This window comes from Amycolatopsis sp. NPDC051758 (assembly GCF_044453095.1).
In the GTDB taxonomy this organism is placed as follows: domain Bacteria; phylum Actinomycetota; class Actinomycetes; order Mycobacteriales; family Pseudonocardiaceae; genus Amycolatopsis.
Map to the genome: position 1 here is coordinate 541,397 of NZ_JBITCJ010000005.1, position 21,893 is coordinate 563,289.

At 71.1% G+C, this 21,893-nt stretch carries 24 protein-coding genes and 1 pseudogene; 19 read left to right on the forward strand and 6 right to left on the reverse strand.

Translation table 11 applies throughout. From position 1 onward, the window contains the following. Positions 1 to 20: 20 nt before the first annotated feature. Positions 21 to 1,061: a TRM11 family SAM-dependent methyltransferase gene (locus ACIA5G_RS26115; protein WP_395927577.1), complete on the reverse strand. Its 1,041-nt coding sequence runs from the start codon at positions 1,059 to 1,061 to the stop codon at positions 21 to 23. 25 nt (positions 1,062 to 1,086) lie between these two features. On the opposite strand from ACIA5G_RS26115, the gene ACIA5G_RS26120 reads away from it, so the two are divergent. The 15 genes from ACIA5G_RS26120 (at position 1,087) to ACIA5G_RS26190 (ending at position 15,406) form a co-directional block, all read left to right on the forward strand. Further along, positions 1,087 to 2,076, forward strand: coding sequence for a bifunctional oligoribonuclease/PAP phosphatase NrnA (locus tag ACIA5G_RS26120; RefSeq protein WP_395927579.1), 990 nt, complete (start codon positions 1,087 to 1,089; stop codon positions 2,074 to 2,076). An 82-nt stretch (positions 2,077 to 2,158) separates the two neighbouring features. Beyond that, complete coding sequence (locus ACIA5G_RS26125) at positions 2,159 to 3,478, forward strand: MATE family efflux transporter (protein WP_395928016.1); 1,320 nt, start codon at positions 2,159 to 2,161, stop codon at positions 3,476 to 3,478. 128 nt (positions 3,479 to 3,606) lie between these two features. Next, on the forward strand, positions 3,607 to 4,932 hold the full coding sequence (locus tag ACIA5G_RS26130; protein WP_395927581.1) for a nitrate/nitrite transporter: 1,326 nt from the start codon (positions 3,607 to 3,609) through the stop codon (positions 4,930 to 4,932). A gap of 62 nt (positions 4,933 to 4,994) precedes the next feature. Further along, entirely contained in the window at positions 4,995 to 5,900 is a 906-nt protein-coding gene (gene truB, locus ACIA5G_RS26135; RefSeq protein ID WP_395927583.1) for a tRNA pseudouridine(55) synthase TruB, read from the forward strand. 28 nt (positions 5,901 to 5,928) lie between these two features. After that, a complete protein-coding gene (locus tag ACIA5G_RS26140; protein ID WP_395927585.1) occupies positions 5,929 to 6,891 on the forward strand; it encodes a bifunctional riboflavin kinase/FAD synthetase in 963 nt (320 codons plus the stop codon). Positions 6,892 to 6,998: 107 nt separating this feature from the next. Continuing rightward, positions 6,999 to 7,472, forward strand: coding sequence for an XRE family transcriptional regulator (locus ACIA5G_RS26145; protein ID WP_395927587.1), 474 nt, complete (start codon positions 6,999 to 7,001; stop codon positions 7,470 to 7,472). Then, positions 7,472 to 7,975, forward strand: coding sequence for an RNA 2',3'-cyclic phosphodiesterase (gene thpR / locus ACIA5G_RS26150; RefSeq protein ID WP_395927589.1), 504 nt, complete (start codon positions 7,472 to 7,474; stop codon positions 7,973 to 7,975). The genes ACIA5G_RS26145 and thpR overlap by 1 nt, the downstream gene beginning before the upstream one ends. 144 nt (positions 7,976 to 8,119) lie before the next feature. Continuing rightward, positions 8,120 to 8,389 carry a 30S ribosomal protein S15 gene (gene rpsO / locus ACIA5G_RS26155; protein WP_003084034.1) on the forward strand — a complete coding sequence of 90 codons (270 nt, stop codon included), beginning with the start codon at positions 8,120 to 8,122 and terminating at the stop codon, positions 8,387 to 8,389. 232 nt (positions 8,390 to 8,621) lie between these two features. Continuing rightward, positions 8,622 to 10,868, forward strand: a complete 2,247-nt coding sequence (locus ACIA5G_RS26160; protein WP_395927591.1) for a polyribonucleotide nucleotidyltransferase — start codon at positions 8,622 to 8,624, stop codon at positions 10,866 to 10,868. 100 nt (positions 10,869 to 10,968) lie between these two features. Next, on the forward strand, positions 10,969 to 12,333 hold the full coding sequence (locus ACIA5G_RS26165) for a M16 family metallopeptidase (protein WP_395927593.1): 1,365 nt from the start codon (positions 10,969 to 10,971) through the stop codon (positions 12,331 to 12,333). Then, positions 12,330 to 13,070: a 4-hydroxy-tetrahydrodipicolinate reductase gene (gene dapB, locus ACIA5G_RS26170; protein ID WP_395927595.1), complete on the forward strand. Its 741-nt coding sequence runs from the start codon at positions 12,330 to 12,332 to the stop codon at positions 13,068 to 13,070. The genes ACIA5G_RS26165 and dapB overlap by 4 nt, the downstream gene beginning before the upstream one ends. Continuing rightward, positions 13,067 to 13,513: a tetratricopeptide repeat protein gene (locus tag ACIA5G_RS26175; protein ID WP_395927597.1), complete on the forward strand. Its 447-nt coding sequence runs from the start codon at positions 13,067 to 13,069 to the stop codon at positions 13,511 to 13,513. The genes dapB and ACIA5G_RS26175 overlap by 4 nt, the downstream gene beginning before the upstream one ends. A gap of 25 nt (positions 13,514 to 13,538) precedes the next feature. Continuing rightward, positions 13,539 to 14,291, forward strand: a complete 753-nt coding sequence (locus ACIA5G_RS26180; RefSeq protein ID WP_395927599.1) for a hypothetical protein — start codon at positions 13,539 to 13,541, stop codon at positions 14,289 to 14,291. A gap of 23 nt (positions 14,292 to 14,314) precedes the next feature. After that, positions 14,315 to 15,148, forward strand: a complete 834-nt coding sequence (locus ACIA5G_RS26185) for a helix-turn-helix domain-containing protein (protein WP_395927601.1) — start codon at positions 14,315 to 14,317, stop codon at positions 15,146 to 15,148. Between the two features lie 12 nt (positions 15,149 to 15,160). Further along, on the forward strand, positions 15,161 to 15,406 hold the full coding sequence (locus ACIA5G_RS26190) for a DUF397 domain-containing protein (RefSeq protein WP_395927603.1): 246 nt from the start codon (positions 15,161 to 15,163) through the stop codon (positions 15,404 to 15,406). Here the strand turns inward: ACIA5G_RS26190 and ACIA5G_RS26195 are convergent. Then, entirely contained in the window at positions 15,371 to 15,889 is a 519-nt protein-coding gene (locus tag ACIA5G_RS26195) for a hypothetical protein (RefSeq protein ID WP_395927605.1), read from the reverse strand. The genes ACIA5G_RS26190 and ACIA5G_RS26195 overlap by 36 nt on opposite strands. Positions 15,890 to 16,135: 246 nt before the next feature. Between ACIA5G_RS26195 and ACIA5G_RS26200 the strand changes: the two are divergent. Then, a pseudogene (locus tag ACIA5G_RS26200) lies at positions 16,136 to 16,438 on the forward strand (GtrA family protein); the annotation flags it as partial. Positions 16,439 to 16,504: 66 nt separating this feature from the next. On the opposite strand, the gene ACIA5G_RS26205 reads toward ACIA5G_RS26200, so the two are convergent. Next, positions 16,505 to 17,062, reverse strand: a complete 558-nt coding sequence (locus ACIA5G_RS26205; protein WP_395927607.1) for a GNAT family N-acetyltransferase — start codon at positions 17,060 to 17,062, stop codon at positions 16,505 to 16,507. Between the two features lie 58 nt (positions 17,063 to 17,120). Between ACIA5G_RS26205 and ACIA5G_RS26210 the strand changes: the two genes are divergently transcribed. Continuing rightward, the gene (locus ACIA5G_RS26210) at positions 17,121 to 18,335 is read left to right on the forward strand and encodes a winged helix-turn-helix domain-containing protein (protein WP_395927609.1); all 1,215 of its coding nucleotides are present in this window, start codon (positions 17,121 to 17,123) and stop codon (positions 18,333 to 18,335) included. Between the two features lie 6 nt (positions 18,336 to 18,341). On the opposite strand, the gene ACIA5G_RS26215 is transcribed toward ACIA5G_RS26210, so the two are convergent. The 3 genes from ACIA5G_RS26215 to ACIA5G_RS26225 form a co-directional block, all read right to left on the reverse strand. Continuing rightward, positions 18,342 to 18,740, reverse strand: a complete 399-nt coding sequence (locus ACIA5G_RS26215; protein ID WP_395927611.1) for a TetR family transcriptional regulator C-terminal domain-containing protein — start codon at positions 18,738 to 18,740, stop codon at positions 18,342 to 18,344. Between the two features lie 376 nt (positions 18,741 to 19,116). Next, on the reverse strand, positions 19,117 to 20,076 hold the full coding sequence (locus ACIA5G_RS26220) for a DUF4097 family beta strand repeat-containing protein (protein ID WP_395927613.1): 960 nt from the start codon (positions 20,074 to 20,076) through the stop codon (positions 19,117 to 19,119). 11 nt (positions 20,077 to 20,087) lie between these two features. Beyond that, complete coding sequence (locus ACIA5G_RS26225) at positions 20,088 to 20,603, reverse strand: toxin-antitoxin system HicB family antitoxin (protein WP_395927615.1); 516 nt, start codon at positions 20,601 to 20,603, stop codon at positions 20,088 to 20,090. A 111-nt stretch (positions 20,604 to 20,714) separates the two neighbouring features. Here ACIA5G_RS26225 and thyX point away from each other — a divergent pair, with 111 nt between their 5' ends. Together thyX and ACIA5G_RS26235 are read left to right on the forward strand one after the other, a co-directional pair. Continuing rightward, positions 20,715 to 21,467, forward strand: coding sequence for an FAD-dependent thymidylate synthase (gene thyX / locus ACIA5G_RS26230; protein ID WP_395927617.1), 753 nt, complete (start codon positions 20,715 to 20,717; stop codon positions 21,465 to 21,467). Continuing rightward, on the forward strand, positions 21,467 to 21,865 hold the full coding sequence (locus ACIA5G_RS26235; RefSeq protein WP_395927619.1) for an ACT domain-containing protein: 399 nt from the start codon (positions 21,467 to 21,469) through the stop codon (positions 21,863 to 21,865). Before thyX ends, ACIA5G_RS26235 begins: the two co-directional genes overlap by 1 nt. The last annotated feature ends 28 nt before the right edge of the window (positions 21,866 to 21,893 follow it).

Sequence of the window (21,893 nt, forward strand, 5' to 3'; positions counted from 1 at the left end):
GCTTTGTCGACTCGGTGTCGTCAGGAAGCGGGTTTGGCGGCGACGACCAGGTCACGCAGGATGGCCTGGTCCACCCGGTGCGAGAACTCCGCCCACGGCCCGCCTTCGCGGACGTCGAGGCCGGCCTTCCGCAGCACCTCGACGAGCTCCTCGCGCGGCAGGACCGTGGTGTTCCAGGAGATGCCGAGCGCGCCGCCCGGGCGCAGCACCCGCGTCCACACCGGGACGGCCGCCGCGAGCAGGTCGCGCGGGCTGCGCTGCAGGCCGGCTTCGCGGTGGCTGCCGTGCTGCACGCCGTACGGCGCGTCGGTGACGATCACGTCGCACGAGTTCGCCCGCAGCACCTCGTCGGTGGTCAGCGTGTCGGCCTGGAAGTAGGTGAGCTTGCGGGTGTCACCCGCTTTGTAGTCTTCCTTGCTCAACGCGTACTCGACGTCGAGCCGGCGGCCGAGGCGCACCTTGTTGCGGCGCAGCTGGCCCGTCTCGGCGGTGTGCTTGACCCGCTTGTTCCGCAGCCACGTCTTGATGAACGCCTCGTAGGCCTCGAAGTCCTTGGCGTCGACGTCCAGGCCGGTGGCGTGCAGGCCGTACATGATCGCCTGGTTGAGCGTGGTGCCGCGGCCGCACAGCGGGTCGAGCAGGTACTTCGGCTTGTCCGAAAGCAACCCCGTGGGGTCCGCGGTGGCGAGCAGCGTCACGTTCAGCAGGAGCTTCGTGAACGACTCGTTGGTCTTGCCCGCGTACTTCTGGATGGTCAGCAGGTCCGAGTCGGCCTTCGCCAGCGGTGTCACGGTGACCGGGCGCAGCACGCCGTCACCCAGCTCGAACAGCGCGTACAGCGAAGACAGGTTCGACAGCAGCGCGAGGTCACTCTCGCCCAGGGCCGCCGAACTGGTGAAGCGCACGTAGCCGACGCCGCCGAGCTCGACCTCCTCGATCCCGGACAGCTCGGCCGACAGCGCCGCGCCGAACACCGCCAGCTCGGCGCGCAGCAGCGCGGGGGAGGAGGCGGCGTACACCCGGTTGGCGGACGGGTGGACCAGAATCACGTACTCAGGCATCCCGCAGAGCGTAGCGTGACGCACCGTGACCCCTACTTTGGCGCAGGACATCCGCGACGCGGCGGCGCTGCTCGCGTCGGCCACCGACGTGACGGTGCTCGGCCACGTCCGCCCGGACGCGGACGCGCTCGGCAGCGCGCTGGCCCTCGGCCGGGTGCTGCGTCAGCGTGGCGCGAAGGTGCGCGTCTCCTTCGGTGAGCCGGACGAGGCCCCGGAGACGCTGCGGTGGCTCGACGAGGACGGCCTGCTGACCCACCCGGACGACCTGCCGGACACCGAGGCGCTGCTGGTCTGCGTCGACACGCCGGTGCCGAAGCGGCTCGGCCGGCTCGCCGGCCGGGTCGAGCTCGCCGGCTCGGTGCTGGTGATCGACCACCACGCGACCAACACGTTCTACGGCAGCTGCAACGTCGTCGACGAGACCGCGGAAGCCAGCGCGATCCTGGTGTTCCGGATCCTGGACGCGATGGGCGCCGAGCTGGACGAGCCGATCGCGCGCGGGATCTACGCGGGGATCGTCACCGACACGAGCGGGTTCCGCCGGGCGAGCCCGGAGACGCACCGGATGGCGGCGCGGCTGCTGGAAGCGGGCGTCGACCCCGAAGCGGTGGTGCGGCGGATCGTCGACGAGCGGCCGTTCACCTGGCTGCCGATGCTGTCGTCCGTGCTGAGCGAAGCCGAGCTGGAGCCGGAAGCCGCGCAGGGCAAGGGTTTTGTGCACGCGGTGGTCCGGGTGGACGCGGCCCGGACGGTGCGCGCCGAAGAGGTCGAGTCGGTGATCGACGTGGTCCGCTCGGTCCGTGAGGCGGCCGTCGCGGCAGTGCTCAAACAGGACTTGACCAACCCGGCGCAGTGGCAGATCTCGTTGCGCTCCATCGGGATCGACGTCTCGGCGGTGGCGGCCGAGTTCGGCGGGGGCGGGCACCGGCAGGCCGCGGGCTGCACGATCGCGGGCCCGGCCGAGGAGGTCCTGGCCGGGTTGCGCGAGGCGCTGGAGCGGGCGCCGCTGCTGTAGCGCGTCGGATCGCGGCCCCGGAAAGTTCCCGCGTTCCCGCCGGTCAGAACTGTCGGTGGGGGCGGTTAGAGTCCGGTTCGTGGTGAATGTGGACGAGATCGAGCGGGTCCCGGCGAAGCGGGTCCTGGGCCTGGCGGTGCCGGCGCTGGGCGTGCTGGCCGCCGAGCCGTTGTACGTGCTGGTCGACACCGCGGTGGTCGGCCACCTCGACGCGCTGTCGCTGGCCGGCCTCGCGCTCGGCGGGGTGGTGCTGGCGCAGGTGTCGAGCCAGCTGACGTTCCTGTCGTACGGCACGACGTCCCGCACCGCCCGGCTGCACGGTGCCGGCCGCCGGGCCGACGCGGTCCGCGAAGGGGTGCAGGCGACGTGGCTGGCGCTGCTGGTCGGGGTGGTCGTGCTGGTCGCCGGCCAGCTGCTGGCCTGGCCGATCGCGCGGGCGCTCTCGGGCAGTGACCAGACGGCCGAAGCGGCGGTGTCGTGGCTGCGGATCGCGCTGCTCGGGGCGCCGCTGATCCTGGTCACCATGGCCGGCAACGGCTGGATGCGCGGGGTGCAGGACGCCGCGAAGCCGTTGCGCTACGTCCTGCTGGGCAACGGGATCTCGGCGATCCTGTGCCCGGTGCTCGTGTACTGGGCCGGGCTCGGCCTGGAGGGCTCGGCGATCGCGAACGTCGTCGCGCAGGTGATCTCGGCGTCGCTGTTCTTCGCGGCGCTGGTGAAGGAGAAGGTGGGGCTGCGGCCGGACTTCAAGGTGATGCGCGCCCAGCTCGGCCTCGGCCGCGACCTGGTGCTGCGCAGCCTCGGGTTCCAGGCGTGCTTCATCTCGGCGGCGGCCGTCGCGGCCCGGACGTCGACCGAGGCGGTCGGCGCCCACCAGGTGGTGCTGCAGCTGTGGACGTTCCTCGCGCTGGTGCTCGACTCGGTGGCGATCGCCGCGCAGTCCCTGGTCGGGGCCGCGCTCGGGGCGAACTCGGTCCGGCAGGCGCGCGGGGTGGCCGCGCAGATCACCGGGTACGGGCTGCTGCTGGGGTGCTTCCTGTGCGTGCTGTTCGCCGCGCTGTCGTGGGTGCTGCCGCACGCGTTCACGTCCGACCCGGGCGTGCTCGGTGAGATCCCGCACGCGTGGTGGTTCTTCGTCGCGATGCAGCCGATCGCCGGCGTGGTCTTCGCTCTGGACGGCGTGCTGCTCGGCGCGGGTGACGCGGCGTTCCTCCGCAACGCGACGCTCGGCAGCGCGGCGCTGGGCTTCTTGCCGCTGATCTGGGCGTCCCTCGGCTTCGGCTGGGGTCTCACCGGCATCTGGACCGGGCTTTCGCTGTTCATGGTCCTGCGCCTGGTGTTCGTCCTGGTCCGGTGGCGGTCGGGCAACTGGGCGGTGACCGGCGCCGTCCGGCCGGCGTGAGGCCGCTGACCTGTGGCGAAAACCACCCGGATAACGGCTATGTTTCGAGGTTGCTTAGGCGCTACAAGTAGTAGGGACGGCAACGAGGGCGTCCTGCGCCCCGCACCGCCGAAATCCTGGAGGAACTTGTGCCGCCCGCCACCGGCCGCGCCACCGCCCGGTCCTGGCTCATCTGGCTGTCCGCCGTCACCGTCTACCTCCTCGCGGTGTTCCACCGCACCTCCTTCGGCGTCGCCGGGCTGCAGGCGGCCGAGCGCTTCGGCGTCGGCGCGGCCGCGCTCGGCACGTTCACGGTCCTGCAGGTCGGCGTCTACGCGGCGATGCAGATCCCGACGGGTGTGCTCGTCGACCGCTACGGCCCGCGCCGTGTGCTCACCGTCGCGGTCCTGGTGCTCGGCGCCGGCCAGCTCCTCCTCGGCGTGGCGCACTCCTACGGTCTCGGCCTGGTCGCCCGCGGGGTGCTCGGCCTGGGTGACGCGCTCACCTTCGTCAGCGTGCTCCGCCTGGTCGCGGCCCACTTCCCGGGCCGCCAGTACGCGCTGCTGACGTCGTTCACTGCGGCCGTCGGCTACATCGGCAACCTCGCCGCGACCGTCCCGCTGTCGCTGCTGCTCGACTCCGCCGGCTGGACCCCCACCTTCCTCGCGGTCGGCGCGATCACGGTCCTCTACACCGTCGTGGTGACGCTCCGGGTCCGCGACGTCCCCGCCGGGGAGCAACCGCCGGTCCGCGAAGCCGTCCGCCCGGGTGAACTCGGCCACCAGGTCGCCGAAGCCTGGCGGACGCCGGGGACGCGTCTGGGCTTCTGGGTGCACTTCAGCACGATGTTCGCGCCGAACGCGCTGACGCTGCTGTGGGGCGTGCCGTGGCTGGTGCAGGGCCAGGGCCAGTCGAAGGCCGCCGCGAGCGCGCTGCTGACGGTGTTCGTCTTCGGGTCGATGGCGGGCGGCCCGCTGCTGGGCGGCCTGATCGGGCGGCGGCCGTCGTTGCGGATGCCGCTGGTCGGCGGGTACATCGGCGGGGCGGCGCTGCTCTGGGCGGTGCTGCTGAGCTGGCCCGGGCAGGTGCCGGTGGCGCTGCTGGTGCCCGCGTTCGCGTTCCTCGCCCTCGGCGGCCCGGCGTCGATGATCGGTTTCGCGCTGGCTCGCGACTACAACCCGCTGAGCCGCGTCGGCACGGCGACCGGCGTGGTCAACGTCGGCGGCTTCGTCGCGACGACGATCGCCGCCCTCGCGGTCGGCGTGCTGCTGCAGTGGACCGGCGGCAGCTTCCGGCTGTCGCTGCTGGCGATCGTCGCGATCCTGGCCCTGGGCACCTGGCGGATGCTGACGTGGTGGCGCCGGACCCGCGCGCACCTGTTCCTCGCCGAGGCCCGCGGCGAGGAGCTGCCGGTCCGCATCACCCGCCGTCGCTGGGACGCCGCCCTGCCCGAGACCCCCATCGTCGCCGCCTGACCCCAGCGGCCTGCCGAACGCACCTGATCGTTCCGCAAGACCCGGCCGCTAGGGTTTGCCGGGTGTCGAGCCCCAAACCGCCCCGCCGTCCCGCCCCGCCTCCCGGCCTCCTCATCGTCGACAAGCCCGCCGGCATGACGTCGCACGACGTGGTCGCCCGCGCCCGCCGGATCATGGGCACCCGCAAGGTCGGGCACGCCGGCACGCTCGACCCGATGGCGACCGGCGTGCTGGTGCTCGGCATCGAGCGCGCCACCAAGCTGCTCGGCCACCTGGCGCTCGACCGCAAGACCTACCTCGCCACCCTGAGCCTCGGCAGCAGCACCACGACCGACGACGCCGAGGGCGAAATCCTCAGCCAAGCCGCGACCACGGACGTCACCGACGAAGCCGTCACGAACGGCATCAAGAAGCTGACCGGCGACATCCAGCAGGTGCCCAGCGCGGTCAGCGCCGTCAAGATCGACGGCAAGCGCGCCTACGCCCGGGTCCGCGCCGGCGAGGACGTCGTGATCCCGCCGCGCCCGGTCACCGTCTACCGCTTCGACGTCCTCGCGATCCGCCACGAGGCGGACCACGTCGAGGTCGACGCCGTCGTCGAGTGCTCGTCCGGCACCTACGTCCGCGCGCTGGCCCGCGACCTGGGCGCCGACCTCGGTGTCGGCGGTCACCTCCAGGCCCTCCGGCGCACCACGGTCGGCCCCTTCACCCTGGCGAAGGCGAAAACCCTCGACCTGCTCGAGGAGACGCCCGAACTGAGCCTGGACCTCGACGCCGCCGTCGCCGCCGCCTTCCCGCGGCGCGACCTCGACGCCGCGACGGCCAAGGCGGTCCGGCACGGCCAGCGCATCCCGGCGGCCGGGGTCGAGGGCACCTACGGCCTCTTCGGGCCGGACGGCCGGGTGCTCGCCCTGGCCGCGGACGAACAAGGCGTGTCCCGAGCAGTGGTCGTGTTGCTGCCCGCCTAGGGTGGGCCCGAAGAGACGGGAGTGTGCCGTGCTGCGGTGGCGTGGGCTGGGAGACCTTCCCGGCGGGTGGGGCCGGTGCGTGGTCACCATCGGCGTGTTCGACGGTGTGCACCGCGGGCACCAGGAGCTGATCAACCGGACGGTGGCGGCGGCCGCCGAACGCGGGCTGCCGGGCGTCATGCTGACGTTCGACCCGCACCCGTCGGAGGTGCTGCGCCCGGGCAGCCACCCGGCGCAGCTGACCACGTTGCGGCGCAAGGCCGAGATCGTCGAAGGCCTCGGGATCGACGTCTTCTGCGTGCTGCCGTTCACCTTGGAGCTGTCGCGGCTGCAGCCGGAGGAGTTCGTGCACGAGGTCCTGGTCGACCGGCTGCACGCGGCCGCGGTGGTCGTCGGTGACAACTTCACCTTCGGCGCCAAGGCCGCGGGGGACGTCGCGATGCTGCGCACGCTCGGCCGCCGGTTCGGTTTCGCCGCGTACGGCGCGGAACTGCAGGGCAAGGAACTGTCCGAAGAGGACCAGTCGGCCATCACGTTCTCGAGCACCTACGTCCGGTCGTGCATCGACGCCGGTGACGTGGTCGCCGCCGCCGAGGCGCTCGGCCGGCCGCACCGGCTGGAGGGCATCGTCGTTCGCGGGGACGGCCGGGGCCACGAGCTCGGCTACCCGACGGCGAACCTGTCGACGCCGCGCTTCGCCGCCGTCCCGGCCGACGGCGTGTACAGCGCCTGGTTCACCCGCTCGGCCGACCCCACGCGCCGGCTGCGTGCCGCGGTCTCGGTGGGCACCAACCCGACGTTCTCCGGGCGCGAGCGGACCGTCGAGGCGTTCGTCCTCGACGTCGACGAGGACTTCTACGGCCAGCACGTGGCGATCGACTTCGTGAGCCGGCTGCGCGACCAGGTGCGGTTCGCCGACTCGGCCGGGCTGGTCACGCAGATCGACGACGACGTCGTCGAGACGCGCAAGGCGCTCCCCGACGCCGGCTGAACGGGCCCCGACCGGGGCCGAATCGGGGATTTCGCGTTCACGCACGTGGCAGCGATGGCAAGATGCTCATGCAGGACGGGCGAAGCGGGTTTAGGGGAGCGGAACTGGTGGAGGACCACAAGATCGTCCAGCGGAACATCGCGTTGCAGCGTGAGTGGTACGGCGAGCCGCTGGGCGACCGCGTGCGCCGCCTCGTCGTCGCGTTCGACGTTTCGCAGGCGTTCCTGGCCGAGGTCCTCGGGATCAGCGCCCCCATGCTCAGCCAGGTGATGAGCGGGCGGCGGGCGAAGATCGGCAACCCGGTCGTGCTGGCCAGGATGATCATGCTCGAGCGCAAGATCCTGGTGCCCGAGGTCGCCGCCGGCAACCGCGACGCGATGCTGGCCGCGATGGAGGACGTCCGCGACTCCCGGCCCACCGTCGGTCGCGACAACATCCCGGTGGTCAACGACGACCAGAAGGTCCTCGCCTACCTGCGCGACCTGGCCGAGGACGAAGATCTCGGCGAGGCCGCCAAGCGGCTCGACGACGACTTCCCGGCCATCGCCGACCTGCTCCGCCGGGCGGGCCACACCACCTGATGCCGGTCCTGTTCAGCGCGCTGGTCCCGCCGGACGACGTCGTCGAAGCGGTCGCCGGGGCGCTGGGCGAGCCGGACGACGGGCTGCGCTGGGAGCCGCCGGAGCGCTGGCACGTCACCCTCGCCTACTACGGCCACGACGACCTCGACGTCCGCGGCGCCTGGCTCGCCGGCCGTCTGGCCGGCCGCCGGGCGGTCGACGTCCGGCTGGAAAAGGCCGCGACGTTCCCCGGGGTGCTGTGGTTGACTGTCGCCGGATCGGAGCTGACGCCGCTCGCGCACGCCGCGGGCGCCGCCGCCGAAGCGAGGCCGTATGTGGCTCACCTGACGCTGGCGCGGTTCCCCCGGGAAGATCCGGGTCTCGCCGAGCGTTGGACCAAGAGCCTGTCGAACTTCACCAGCCGGAGCTGGACCGCCACCTCGGTGGTGCTGATGACCAGCGAGCGCGAGCCGGGCGGGACCCGGTACCGGGTGGCCCGCTCGTTCGGGCTGGACCACGGCTGAAGGCCCTGCTCAGGGGCACAGTCCGGGTGGCTGGTAACGTCATGACCGGGTCCGGCTGCAGTCCGTGGCGGCCGTGACCGACTTCCCGGCGTTCATTCCGCGTCCGGGGCCGCACGGCACTGATCATTTCGAGGAGTTACCCAAGTGGCGCTGTCCACCGAAGAGAAGAAGTCGATCCTGGCCGAGTACGGCGTGCACGACTCGGACACGGGATCCCCCGAGGCCCAGGTCGCGCTGCTGACCAAGCGGATCGTCGGCCTCACCGAGCACCTCAAGGCTCACAAGCACGACCACCACTCGCGTCGCGGGCTCCTGCTGCTGGTCGGCCGTCGCCGCCGGCTGCTGAACTACGTGATGAAGGTGGACATCGAGCGTTACCGTGCGCTGATCCAGCGCCTCGGCCTGCGCCGATAGCTGTTGCCCGAGGGGGAGTGACCGCCGGTCGCTCCCCCTCGGCTTAGCAGGAGAAAGAAACGGCGCGAGCGCGCCCGAGGAACCGTCCGCCGGTCCTCGGTAGTGGCTTCCGGGAAGAGTCCCGGGGGCTTCGATCGAAGACCGGCATCACTCCTCGAGCGTCCTCAGCGAACCGGGTCCCAGGGTGGGAGACTTGCGCCGTATAGAAGGAACTAAAGAGGAGAAACACCCTATGACCGACTCCACCGGAGTCACCGTGCACGAGACCGAAGCCGTGATCGACAACGGCCGGTTCGGCACCCGCACCGTCCGCTTCGAGACGGGCCGCCTGGCCAAGCAGGCCGCCGGCGCCGTCGTGGCTTACCTCGACGAAGAGACCATGCTGCTCTCGGCGACCACGGCGTCGAAGCACCCGAAGGACCACTTCGACTTCTTCCCGCTGACCGTGGACGTCGAAGAGCGCATGTACGCCGCGGGCCGCATCCCGGGCGCGTTCTTCCGCCGCGAGGGCCGTCCCTCGACGGACGCGATCCTGACCTGCCGCCTGATCGACCGGCCGCTGCGCCCGTCGTTCACCGACGGTCTCCGCAACGAGATCCAGGTCGTCATCACCGTCCAGAGCCTCAACCCGGACGACCCGTACGACGTGCTGGCCATCAACGCCGCGTCGGCGTCGACCCAGATCGCCGGCCTGCCGTTCTCGGGCCCGGTCGGCGGCGTGCGCGTCGCGCTGGTCGAGGACCAGTGGGTCGCGTTCCCGACCTGGTCGCAGCTGGCGAAGGCGACCTTCAACATGGTCGTCGCCGGTCGTATCGTCGGTGACGACGTCGCGATCATGATGGTCGAGGCCGAAGGCACCGACAACACGCTCGACCTGATCGCCGCCGGCGGCAAGGCGCCGGACGAGGTCTCGGTCGCCGAGGGCCTCGAGGCGTCCAAGCCGTTCATCAAGGTGCTGTGCGAGGCCCAGCAGAAGCTGGCCGACGTGGCCGCCAAGCCGACCGGCGAGTTCCCGGTCTTCCTGGCCTTCGAGCAGGACGCCTTCGACGCCGTGGCCGCGATCGCGACCGACGACCTGGCGAACGCGCTCCAGATCGCCGGCAAGCAGGCCCGTGACGCCGCGACCGACGAGGTCAAGGCCGCCGTCCTGGAGAAGGTCGGCGTCGGCGAGGGCGAAGCCTTCGAAGGCCGCGAGAAGGAGATCGGCGCCGCGTTCAAGGCGCTGTCCAAGAAGGTCATGCGCAAGCGCGTCCTCACGGACAAGATCCGCATGGACGGCCGTGGCCTCACCGACATCCGGTCGCTCTCGGCCGAGGTCGCCGTGATCCCGCGGGCGCACGGCTCGGCGCTGTTCGAGCGCGGCGAAACCCAGATCCTGGGCGTCACCACGCTGAACATGCTTCGCCTGGAGCAGCAGATCGACTCGCTGTCCCCGGAGACGCACAAGCGCTACATGCACCACTACAACTTCCCGCCGTTCTCCACCGGCGAGACCGGCCGCGTCGGTTCGCCGAAGCGCCGCGAAATCGGCCACGGCATGCTCGCCGAGCGCGCTCTCGTGCCGGTGCTGCCGAAGCGGGACGAGTTCCCGTACGCGATCCGCCAGGTCTCCGAGGCGCTGGGCTCCAACGGCTCGACCTCGATGGGCTCGGTCTGCGCGTCCACCATGGCGCTGTACAACGCCGGCGTGCCGCTGAAGGCGCCGGTCGCGGGCATCGCGATGGGCCTCATCTCCGACGAGGTCGACGGCGAGACCCGCTACGTCGCGCTGACCGACATCCTCGGGGCCGAGGACGCCATGGGCGACATGGACTTCAAGGTCGCGGGCACCAAGGACATCATCACCGCGCTGCAGCTGGACACGAAGCTCGACGGCATCCCGTCGGAGGTGCTCGCCGCCGCGCTGAAGCAGGCGAAGGACGCTCGCCTCACCATCCTGGAGGTCATCGCCGAGGCGATCGACAGCCCGGACGAGATGAGCCCCTACTCGCCGCGCGTCACCAGCGTGAAGATCCCGGTGGACAAGATCGGCGAGGTCATCGGCCCGAAGGGCAAGATGATCAACTCGATCACCGAGCAGACCGGCGCCGACATCTCCATCGAGGACGACGGCACGATCTACGTGGGCGCGGCCGACGGCCCGTCGGCGGAGGCGGCGATCGACCTGATCAACGCCATCGCCAACCCGCAGCTGCCCAAGGTCGGCGAGCGCTTCCTCGGCACCGTGGTGAAGACGGCCGCGTTCGGCGCGTTCGTCTCGCTGCTGCCGGGCAAGGACGGCCTGGTGCACATCTCCAAGCTGGGCAACGGCAAGCGGATCAACAAGGTCGAAGACGTGGTCAACGTGGGCGACAAGCTCCGCGTCGAGATCGCCGACATCGACAACCGCGGAAAGATCAGCCTGATCGTCGTCAAGGAGGACGAGGCCCCCGCCGAAGGTGCCCCGGCCGACGCCGACGCCGAGAAGGCCGACGCCTGAGTAAGACAGCTTCACAGCAGAAGTAGTGGTCCCTTAAGGCCACCTTACGGGCGTCAGACGCCCGTAAGGTGGCCTTAACGGCATCGTGAGTAAGGAACCCATGGCACGGCAGGTTTCCGGGCACGAGCAGCCCGTCGGCAGCACCCGCACGCTGGAGTCCACTCCGGACGGTGCGGTAGTCAAGCGCAGCGTCCTGCCCGGCGGCCTGCGCGTGATCACCGAGCACGTCCCGGCGTCCCGCTCGGCCACGGTCGGGCTGTGGGTCGGCATCGGCTCCCGCGACGAGCCGAACGCGGTTGCCGGCGCCGCGCACTACCTCGAGCACCTGCTGTTCAAGGGCACCAAGAACCGCGACGCCACGCAGATCGCCGAGGAGATCGACGCCGTCGGCGGCGAGTTCAACGCCTTCACGGCGAAGGAACACACCTGCTACTACGCGCAGGTGCTCGACGCCGACCTCCCGCTGGCCGTCGACCTGGTCACCGACGTCGTGTTCGAGGCGCTCTGCACCGACCGCGACATGGACATGGAACGCAGCGTCGTGCTCGAAGAGATCTCGATGCGCGACGACGACCCCGAGGACCTGCTGCACGAGACGTTCGTCAGCGCGATCCTCGGTGAGCACCCGCTCGGCCGTCCGGTGCTCGGCACCGAGAAGTCGATCATCGAAATGTCGCCGGCCGCGTTGCGCGGGTTCTACAAGCGCCGCTACACGCTGCCGCGGATGGTGCTGGCGGTGGCCGGGAACATCGACCACAACCAGGTGCTTCGCCTGGTGCGCAAGGCTCTTCGCGATCGCTTGGCCGGCGCCGGGACGCCGGTCGCGCCCCGCGAAGGCCGCGCGCGGATCAAGACCCCGCCGAAGCTGGCGCTGCACACCGACGACACCGAGCAGGCGCACGTCATGCTCGGCCTCCGGTCGCTGTCGCGCCACGACGAGCGCCGGTTTGCGCTGTCGGTGCTGAACGCGGCCCTCGGCGGCGGCATGAGCTCGCGGCTGTTCCAGGAGATCCGCGAGCAGCGCGGGCTGGCGTACCAGGTGTACTCCTCGGTCGCGAGCTACTCCGACACCGGCCACATGTCCGTCTACGCGGGTTGTCAGCCGGAGAAGCTCGGCGACGTCGCCGGCGTGATCCGCGAGGTGCTCGACAAGGTCGGCGTCGACGGCCTGACCGACGCCGAGGTGGCCCGCGCGAAGGGCCAGCTGCGCGGCGGGCTCGTGCTGGGCCTGGAGGACACGTCGTCGCGGATGTCGCGGATCGGCAAGACCGAGCTCAACTACGGGCGCTACCTGGGGGTCGACGACACGATCGCCCGCATCGACGCCGTCACCACCGACGAGGTGTGTGCGCTCGCTCGCACTTTGTTCGCACGACCGGGCGGGGTCTCGGCGGCGGCGGTCGTCGGGCCGTACGCTCACGCCGACGACCTTCCTGACGACCTGCACGAGGTGATCGCTTCATGACCATCAACGTCGGTGTGCTCGGCGCTCGCGGCCGGATGGGCGCGACGGTGGTGAAGGCCGTCGAAGGCGCCGGCGACATGCAGGTCGTCGCCGCTTTGGACGCGGGCGACGACTTCTCGGCGCTGGCCGAGGCTCAGGTCGTTGTCGACTTCACCCACCCCGACGCCGTCATGGACAACCTGAAGTACCTGGTGGAGCACAACATCCACGCGGTCGTCGGCACCACGGGCTTCAGCGAGGAGCGGCTGGCCGCGCTGCGGGCGCTGCTCGAGCCGAAGCCGTCGCTGGGCGTGCTGATCGCGCCGAACTTCGCGCTCGGCGCGGTTCTGGCGATGCGGTTCGCGGCCCAGGCGGCGAAGTTCTACGCCTCCGCCGAGATCATCGAGCTGCACCACAACCGCAAGGCCGACGCCCCGTCGGGCACCGCCGCCCACACCGCGCGGATGATCGCCGCGGCGCGGGCCGAGGCGGGCGTGAAGCCGGGTCCGGACGCGACGACGTCCGAGCTGGACGGCGCCCGCGGCGCGTCGGTCGAGGACGTCCGGGTCCACTCGGTCCGGCTGCCCGGCCTGGTGGCGCACGAGGAGATCCTGTTCGGCGGTGAGGGGGAGACCCTGACCATCCGCCACGACTCGCTCGACCGGACCTCGTTCATGCCGGGTGTGCTGCTCGGCGTGCGCACGGTGGTGGCGCGTCCCGGCCTGACGGTCGGCCTGGAGAACGTGCTCGACCTGTGAAGGCTCGTAACGTCGCGCTGCTGATGACGGCGGCGCTGGTCGTCTACCTGGTCCTGCTCGCCGACCGGGCGTTTGCGCTGTTCGCGTCCGGCACGGGTGTGGGCATCGCGCTCGGCGTCGGCGTGCTGCTGCTGCCGATCCTGGGGATCTGGATCGTCGTCGTGACCTGGCGCAACGGCCTGCAGATCCAGCGGCTGTCCCGCCGGCTGGACGCCGAAGGCGAGCTCCCGGACGTCTCGGACCTGCCGCGGCGGCCGTCGGGACGCGTTGACCGTGACGCGGCCGACGCGTGGTTCCAGGACCGCCGCGCCGAGGTCGAGGCCGACCAGGAGAACTGGCGGGCCTGGTACAAGCTCGCGTACGCCTACGACATCGCCGGCGACCGGCGGCGCGCCCGCGAGACGATGAAGAAGGCCCTTGAGCTCGAAGCCGCCGATCACTGAGCCCTTCCCTGGCAGACTGGGGTCAGTGACGCTGCTGCTGAAGCTCGTGCTCGCGCCACTGCTGGTGGTCGGGTCGTCGCTGGCCGGACGCCGCTGGGGCCCGAGCCTGACCGGCCTGCTGGTCGCGATGCCGGTCGTGGCGGGGCCGATCCTGCTGATCACGTTCCTGGAGCACGGCCCGGCGTTCGTCGCGCGGGCCGCGTCGGCGTCGCTGCTGGGGCTGGTGTCGCTGGCGGCGTTCGCCGTGGTCTTCGCCCGGGTGAGCCGGGCCCGGAGCTGGCCGGGCACGGTGCTGCTGGGCTGGCTGGTGTGCCTGTCCCTGGACCTGGCGTTGTCGTTCGCGCCGGTCCCGGTGTGGGGCGCGCTGGGCCTGGCACTGGTGGCGGCCTGGGCGGCCACCCGGATCATGCCTCCGCCGGGGGAGGCCGGGCCGGTGACGCTGCCGTGGTGGGACCTGCCCGCCCGCGCGGTCGCGACGGCCGGGCTCGTGGTCACCCTGACGGCCGCCGCCGGCCGCCTCGGGCCGGATCTGACGGGCGTGCTGGCGCCGTTCCCCACCGGGACGAGCGTGGTGGCGGTGTTCGCGCTGGCCCAGGGCGGCCCTGCGGCGGCGGCCGCGACGATGCAGGGAGTGCTGCGCGGCCTCGGCGGGTTCGCCGCGTTCTGCTTCCTGGTGGCGGTACTGGCCGAGCCGATCGGCGGGTGGGCTTTTGTGGTGGCGACCTGCGGTGTTCTGGTGTGGCAATTCGCTTACAGTTGTCGTTCATTCGGGAAATGACGGCGCTTCGTACGATCTCCCGCATGAAACCGACTTCTGCTTCGCCTGGTGCGAGGGCGTTGTCCGCTTCGCTGCGAGAAGTACGCGAAGCGCGGAAATACGGGCTGCGTGAGCTGTCGCGGGCGTTGGAGATCGATCCGCAGTTGTTGTCCCAGTGGGAGCGGGGGCAGCGGGTGCCGCCGGTCGAGGAGGTGGCGCGCATCCTCGGTTATTTGCGGGTAAGCCGCGAAGTGACGAAGCGCCTGCTGCACTTGGCAAAGCACGCGAAGGACCCCAACTGGCTCGATTCCAACCCTTCGGACCTGCCCACCGCGCTCACCGGGATCATCGAATACGAGCGCACCGCCACGAAGATCACCAACTGGACCCCGGCGATCGTTCCCGGGCTGCTCCAGACACCCGACTACGCCCGGGCCATCCTCGGTGCCGGGCGGATCGGCGAGGAAGAAGTCGACCGGCGGCTGGTCAAGCGCCTGCACCGGCAGGCGATTCTCACCAAACCGGAACCCGTTCGCCTGCACGCCATCATCGGCGAAGCCGCGATCCGCACCCGGGTCGGCGACGAGGACACCATGTCCGACCAGATCGATCATCTCGTCGAAGTGGTGCAGCAGCCCAACATCTCGCTGCGGATCGTGCCGCTCGATGCCGGTTACCACCCGGGCCTGATCGGTCCGTTCATCGTCTACGAGTTCGGTGCTCTGCCTGCCATCGTGCACTTGGAGCACCACCACGCGAGCGGTTTCCTGCACGAAGGCGACAGTGGCGGCACTTACCTCGCGCTGGCTAGGCTGATCACCGGCAAAGCTCTCGGCGAAGATGGCTCTCTCGCCCTGCTGCGGGAGGTCTCGCGATAGGTCGGAGGCAACGTGCACACCTGGCGCAAGTCGAGCTACAGCGGCACCGAAACAGATTGTGTTGAGGTGGGCTTCACCTGGCGCAAGTCGAGCTACACCGCAACCGAGGAGTGTGTCGAGGTTTTCCTCGCCGAGTCCGTCGGCGTGCGAGACACGAAGGCCCGCAACCTCGGCCAACTCACCGTCTCCCGCCCGGCCTGGACCGCACTCTGCTCAAAAGTCTTAGTGATGCAACCATCCCGCGAACACCGCAGGTGAAGCCGCTATCAAACTGAAGCGGATCCACCTTCCGGCCAGGCCCGTGGTCAGGAACGTCGCGAGGCGCATCCGCACCAGGCCGGCCAGCACGCTCGTCGCCATGAACGGCGGCAGGCCCAGCAGCGAACTGACCCCGTAGGTCCCGGCCATCCAGTGCGGGTGCCGGTGGCAGCGCTCGCGCAGGCGGTCGACCCAGCCGCGCAGCCGTTTGGTCCGCAGCTGCCAGCGCACCCGCCGGGGCGTCATCGGGCGCTCGCGGTGCAGCCGGTCGTGCAGCGGCTTCGGCAGCTTGATCGTGCCCCGCGCGGCGAGGTAGTAGAGCGTCTTCCCGGCGATCTGCCCGACGGCCACCGCCGCCCCCAGCCACAGCCAGTGCAGCCCGGGCTGGCTCGCGCACAGCCCGATCAGGAACACCTCGGCGTTGATCAGCGGCACGATGGCCGAACCGAACGCGACGCCCAGCGTCAGCAGGATCCAGCTCATCGTGTCACCTCCTGAAAAACGCTCGTGTTCTTCCAAGTTATCAGTTCGAAATCTCCGCGCACGGGGGTTGGCCCTACTCTTCGGCCGGTGGCCGGCACCAGAAGATCACCTGCCGGACGGCTTGCGGCCACCTCCCGCTGGAACGCTGACGGCGTGGCCGCCGAGCAACTCCGTACGCCCGCTGACCGATTCGGCGCCCTCTGCCGGGCCGTCGTGCGGGTGCTTCCGCTGGGTCTGTCGCGGATCGTGGCTCCGACGTTTCTGGGCTTCTGCCTCATCAACGGGTTCACGTTCGGCGTCGATCTGGGGCTGTTGACCGTTTTCCACGGCCTGCTCGGCTGGCCCGTGTGGCTGGCGATCACGCTGGCGTACGTCTGCGCGTTCGGGCTGAGCTTCGTGCTGAACCGGACGTTCAACTTCCATTCCCACGCCGCGGTGGGAATCCAGCTCGCCCTTTACATAGGTGCGATTGCTGTCAATTACGCCGCGTTTCTGCTGGGTGTGGGCGCGGGCTTGACGGCGTTGGGCATCGAATACCACCTGTCGCGGGTGCTCGCGGGCGCCTGCGAAGGCGTGTTCATGTACTCCGTGATGCGGTGGGTGATCTTCCGGGACTCAGGCGAGGCCGAGCTCGAGGGTGCCGGTGAGGCGGACCTCGCGGAGCAGGCGCTCGCCGGTGTCGAGGGTGCGGACCGTGGCGTCGGGGTTCCAGCCGGCCCGGCGGTAGAAGCCGAGCGACGCGTGGTCACCCTGGGCGACCCAGGCGATGCCGCGGGTGGCGCCGTCGGCCCGGAGGCCCGCGGCGGCCGTCGCGAGTAGGCGTCCGGCGTGGCCGCGGCGTCCCCACCGCGGCTCGACGAGCAGCGTCGCGATCAGGCCGGTGGTGCCGGCGTCCTCGGGCAGGCTGCCGTCGGCGGCGGCGACCTCGCCGTCGGGCGCGCGGCCGGCAACGCAGAACCCGACGGTGAACTCACCCTCGGTGGCGACGTAGACGAGGCTGGCGGGGTGCTCGATGGTCTCGGTCCAGGTGCCGGCGAGGTCGGTGTTGTCCAGCTCGGCCAGGGCCTGCTTGCCGAGGAGGTCCTCGTAGGCGGCGTGCCAGGTGTCGCGCTGGATGCGGGCGATCTCCGCGGCGTCGGGCAGGTCGGCGGGGCGGACGGCGGCGTCGCTCATGGCTGTGAAGATAGCGGTGCGCCTTTTTGTCGGTGGTGGGTGGCACCATGACGGGACCATGCAAACGATCAGTGTGGCGACGGCCCGGAAGACCTTCCTGGCCGCGCAGGGCTTCAGCGATCCGCGTCCGGTGTCGGACCCGACCCGCCGGCACCTCAAACGGGTGCTGTCGCGGGTCCAGCTGCTGCAGCTGGACTCCGTGAACGTCGCGGTCCGGGCCCACTACATGCCGGTGTTCTCACGGCTCGGCGCGTACGAGCCCGCGCTGCTGGACGACGCGGCGTGGTCGCACTCGGCCCGCCGGCCCCGGATGATGGTCGAGACGTGGGCGCACGAGGCCAGCCTGCTCCCGATCGAGGACTGGCCCCTGATCCGCTCGGGCGCCAAGCGCGACGGCTGGTGGAAGCACTACGGCCCGCTGATCGAGAAGTCCCCGGGCCTGGTCGACGAGATCCTGTCGGTGGTCAAGGAGCTCGGCCCGATCGGCGCGGGCGGCATCGAGCGCGAAGTCGAGGCGGACGCCCAGCGGCGCGGCCCGGGCTCGTGGTGGGAGCGGTCGGAGGTCAAGCGCGTCTGCGAGTACCTGTTCGGCGTCGGCCAGCTGACCACGGGCACCCGCCGCTCGTTCGAGCGCCACTACGACCTGACGGAGCGAGTGGTCCCGCCGGAGATCCTCGCGGTGTCGGTGTCCCCGGAGGAAGGCGCCCGGGGCCTGATCGAGCGGTCGGCCCGAGCACTCGGCGTCGCCACGGAGACGGACCTGCGCGACTACTACCGCCTCGGCCCGGCCCCGGCCCGCCAGGCGGTGGCCGAGCTGGTGGAGTCCGGAGTCCTGGAGCCGGTGGCCGTCCACGGCTGGAAGGCAACGGCCTACCGGCATGTTTCGGCCCGCACACCGCGTTCGGTCCTCGGCCGAGCGCTGCTGTGCCCGTTCGACCCGCTGATCTGGGAGCGGGCGCGCACCGAGCGGATGTTCGGGTTCAGGTACCGCATCGAGATCTACGTCCCGGAGCCGAAGCGGGTGTACGGGTACTACGTGTTCCCGTTCCTGCTGGACGGTTCCTTGGTGGCCCGGGTGGACCTGAAGTCCGACCGGGCATCGGGGGTCCTGCGGGTGCAGGGCGCGTTCGCGGAGGAGGGGGCGGATTTGGCCCGGGTGCTGCCGGAGCTGGCGGGGGAGCTGAAGCACATGGCGGAGTGGCTTGGCCTGTCGGGCGTAGCGGTGGGTACGCGCGGCGACCTGGCGAAGCCGTTGGCCAAGCTGGTGAGATGACCCCGGTTAGCCGAGTAGGCGCCGCAGGGCCGCGCGGGCCTGCGCGGCCGCCTTCGGGTCCCGGTGCAGTTGGCGGAACAGGTTGAGGGCCGGCATCACGCTGGCGATGTCGTACAGCAGCCGGTCCGGGTCGGTTCCCGGCGGCAGGTCCGCCGCCAAGCGGATCTGCAGGCGCAGGTCGCGGTGCCACAGCTCCGTCAGGCCCAGCACGGCGTCGCGCACCGGGCCGGGGCGTCCGTCCACTTCGGACGCTGTCGTCGTGAAGAAACACCCGCCCGGCAAGACGTCTCGCTCCAGGTACGAGACCCATGCCTCGCAGAGCGCCCTGAGTTTCGGCAGTCCGGGCGGTGCTGAGGCGTGCACTTCGCGGCTGAAGAGTTCCGCCGCGGCGTCGACCACAGCCATGCGAAAGCCCCCGCCGAGAGGCTGGCAGCCGTCACCGGCTAGCGCGACGGCACCCGGGCTCTTGCCCGTAGCGCCGGGCTGCTCCCGGTCGCGACTGGGTGGCGCGGCGAGGCTGTTTCGTTTTGTCGGCCAGCGCGACCGGCGGTTCCCGGTTCTGCCGCGTCGGTGGTGGCGGGGTTGTCCCTGGTTGCTGCTGGGCGCGGCGAAGCTGTTTCCGTGTCCGCCGGCCAGCACGACCGGCCGCCCCCGACTCCACCGTGTGCCCGTGCCACCAGGTTCGTCCCGGCGCGGCGCAGCGAAACCCGCTCCAGTGCCCGCCGGACAGCACGACGGGCCGTTCCCGGCCCCCACCGGAAACGGCCCGTCTTCCCCCTGACTAGCCGGCCGCGCGCGTCACCACGGCGTTGCCGGAGCCCGTGCGGGCGCGGACCTTCAGCTTCACGCCGCCCTCGGGGGCCGCGTCGGAGACGTCCAGCTCGCTGGACACCCGGCCGCCGCTCGAGGTCAGGTCGACCTCGGCCGCCGTGCCGCTGCGGATGCCGATGCGGACCTCGCCGGAGCCGGTGATCAGGTCGAGCGTGCCCGAGCCGGCGTCGGCCACCGACAGGTCGCCGCTGCCGGTGCGGGCCATCACTTCGCCCGACACGGCGCCCAGCCAGACGTCGCCGGTGCCGGTGGCCAGGGTGGCGGACCCGGCCAGCGAGGACGCCTCGACGTTGCCGCTGCCGCTGCGCAGCTGCAGCCCGCCCAGGGTCGGGCCGAGCTTGATGCCGCCGCTGCCGGTCCGGATCGTCGCCGAGCCGTCGGCCCGGTCGAGCTTCACCTCGCCGGAGCCGGTCAGCACGTCGGCGCGCCCGGCCGAGCCGGTCACCGTGACGTCCGCCGCGCCGGCGCGCACCTCGACGTGCGAGCCCGCCGGGGCGTGCACCTTCACCGAGAGTGCGACGTTGCGCAGCTGCCACGCCTTCGGTGCCTGGACGACCAGGCGGTTGCCGAGCTTCTCGATCCGGCTCTGCCGCACACCCTCGGCGGGGGAGGCCGCCGGGTCGACACCCAGCTGGTCGCCGAAGCGCTCGCCGACCCAGGACAGCAGGCTGTTGACCCCCGCCACCCACGGCTGCTGCTCACCCTGGTCGTGCCGCAGCTCGACCCGCGCGCCGGAATCCCCGTCGAGGACCACCTCGACGCGGCCGATCGTGACGCTGATGTCGAGCTCCAGCGGGACGTCCGTCTCGAACTCGTCGATCCGCACCAGCTCGTCGTTCTGCGGCTCGGAAGCCGGTGTCTCCGAAGCCGGAGTCTCGGAAGCCGGCTTGCTCTGCTCTTCTTCACGCATCGTCGTTCCCCTCAGCCTTCGACCCAGCCGTGCAGGCGCGAGCCGGACTGGCCGCCGCCCTTGCCGTGGTGCTTCGAGCCCGCGCCGAGCGAGCCGTGCCCCAGTGCCCCCTGCACCGCCTGGGAAACGAACGTGTTCAGCGAGACACCCTGCGCCTGCGCCGCGCGTTCGGCCTGCCCCTTGATCTGCTCGACGAGGCGCAGCGTGATGCGCGAGATGTCACCGCCGTCCATCAGTGGTGGCGTGGTGGTGTCACGTGGTGTCGCCCGTGGTGGCGCCTCCTCGGCGGCCCCGGTGACGACCACCCGGACGTCCCGGCCGTCGAGCCGGACGTCCACCACCTGGCCGGGCAAAGCGGCCGTGACCTCGGCGGCGAGGTCGGCGAGGGCGTTCATCAGGGTCAGGCGGACGGCGGGTTCGAGCGCGGAGGACAACAGCGCGGCCGCCCGCCGGGTCTGCTCGTCCCCGGCGGCAGCCGTGTTCGCGAGGTCCTCGCGAAGGTTGGCGATGTACGGCGTCAGGTCCATGACGCCACTATGACGTCACTCGTGGTGTCAGTCAAGGAGCTCGTGTCCCCCAGGAGTGGCCCGCCGCACGCGGATAGGGTGCGGAGGGGAGTCGCCGGAAGGAGTGCGGACGTGGCCGAAACCGTGGCACCGAGGGTGCAGCTGATCGCGAAGACGGAGTTCTTCCCGCCCGAGGACGTGCCGTGGTCGACCGACGCGGACGGCGGCGAGGCGCTCGCCGAGTTCGCCGGCCGGGCCTGCTACCAGTCGTGGAAGAAACCCAACCCGGCCACCGCGACCAACGCCGGCTACCTCGAGCACATCATCGACGTCGGCCACCTTTCGGTGCTGGAGCACGGTTCGGTGACCTTCTACATCACCGGGATCTCGCGTTCGCTGACCCACGAGCTGATCCGCCACCGCCACTTCTCGTACTCACAGCTGTCGCAGCGGTACGTGCCGGAGGGCAACGCCGCCTTCGTCGAGCCGGAGATCATCGCGAACGACCCGGTGCTGCACGAGAAGTTCGTGGCCGCCACCCAGGCGAGCGTCGACGCCTACACCGAGCTGCTGGCCGGGCTCGAGGAGAAGTTCGCCGACGTCCCGACCGCGACCCTGCGCCGCAAGCAGGCCCGCCAGGCCGCGCGCGCCGTGCTGCCGAACGCGACCGAAACCCGCATCGTCGTCACCGGGAACTACCGCGCCTGGCGGCACTTCGTCGCGATGCGCGCCACCGAGCACGCCGACGTCGAGATCCGCCAGCTGGCCGTGGACTGCCTGCGGGAGCTGCAAAAGGCCGCGGCGAACGTGTTCGCCGACTTCACCATCTCGACGTTGCCGGACGGCACCGAGATCGCCACGAGCCCGAAGGTCCTTGAAGGCTGATGAAACGACTCGCGATCGACGTCCGGCCCGGTGACTACGCGGTGGTCCGCCTGCCGGCCGACGCACCCGTCCCCGCTGAGCTCCTCGCACCCGGTGAACCCGCGTTCGTCTCGGTGACCCGCACACCCGAAGAGCTGTCGGTGATCTGCCCGGCCGGCCGCGAACCGGCCGGCAGCACGGCGGCCGAGGACGGCTGGCGCCTGCTCTCGGTCCGCGGCCCGCTCGAGTTCACGCTGACCGGCATCATCGCCGCGCTGGCGTCGGAGCTGGCCGGGGCCGGTGTGGCGCTGTTCTCGATGTCCACCTTCGACACCGACCACATCCTGGTCCGCGGGACGGACCTCGACGAGGCGGTCAAGGCCCTGCGCGAGTCGGGCCACGAGGTCGCCCACCCCTGACGCGGCTTTCCGGCGGCCGATTCCCGGG

What these genes read in the sequence shown, in the direction of transcription:
- ACIA5G_RS26115 (WP_395927577.1), bottom strand. Translation starts at nt 1,061, where the DNA reads ATGCCTGAGTACGTGATTCTGGTCCACCCGTCCGCCAACCGGGTGTAC.
- thpR (WP_395927589.1), top strand. Translation starts at nt 7,472, where the DNA reads ATGCCGGTCCTGTTCAGCGCGCTGGTCCCGCCGGACGACGTCGTCGAA.
- ACIA5G_RS26160 (WP_395927591.1), top strand. Translation starts at nt 8,622, where the DNA reads ATGACCGACTCCACCGGAGTCACCGTGCACGAGACCGAAGCCGTGATC.
- ACIA5G_RS26165 (WP_395927593.1), top strand. Translation starts at nt 10,969, where the DNA reads ATGGCACGGCAGGTTTCCGGGCACGAGCAGCCCGTCGGCAGCACCCGC.
- dapB (WP_395927595.1), top strand. Translation starts at nt 12,330, where the DNA reads ATGACCATCAACGTCGGTGTGCTCGGCGCTCGCGGCCGGATGGGCGCG.
- ACIA5G_RS26185 (WP_395927601.1), top strand. Translation starts at nt 14,315, where the DNA reads ATGAAACCGACTTCTGCTTCGCCTGGTGCGAGGGCGTTGTCCGCTTCG.
- ACIA5G_RS26195 (WP_395927605.1), bottom strand. Translation starts at nt 15,889, where the DNA reads ATGAGCTGGATCCTGCTGACGCTGGGCGTCGCGTTCGGTTCGGCCATC.
- ACIA5G_RS26205 (WP_395927607.1), bottom strand. Translation starts at nt 17,062, where the DNA reads ATGAGCGACGCCGCCGTCCGCCCCGCCGACCTGCCCGACGCCGCGGAG.
- ACIA5G_RS26210 (WP_395927609.1), top strand. Translation starts at nt 17,121, where the DNA reads ATGCAAACGATCAGTGTGGCGACGGCCCGGAAGACCTTCCTGGCCGCG.
- ACIA5G_RS26215 (WP_395927611.1), bottom strand. Translation starts at nt 18,740, where the DNA reads ATGGCTGTGGTCGACGCCGCGGCGGAACTCTTCAGCCGCGAAGTGCAC.
- ACIA5G_RS26220 (WP_395927613.1), bottom strand. Translation starts at nt 20,076, where the DNA reads ATGCGTGAAGAAGAGCAGAGCAAGCCGGCTTCCGAGACTCCGGCTTCG.
- ACIA5G_RS26225 (WP_395927615.1), bottom strand. Translation starts at nt 20,603, where the DNA reads ATGGACCTGACGCCGTACATCGCCAACCTTCGCGAGGACCTCGCGAAC.
- ACIA5G_RS26235 (WP_395927619.1), top strand. Translation starts at nt 21,467, where the DNA reads ATGAAACGACTCGCGATCGACGTCCGGCCCGGTGACTACGCGGTGGTC.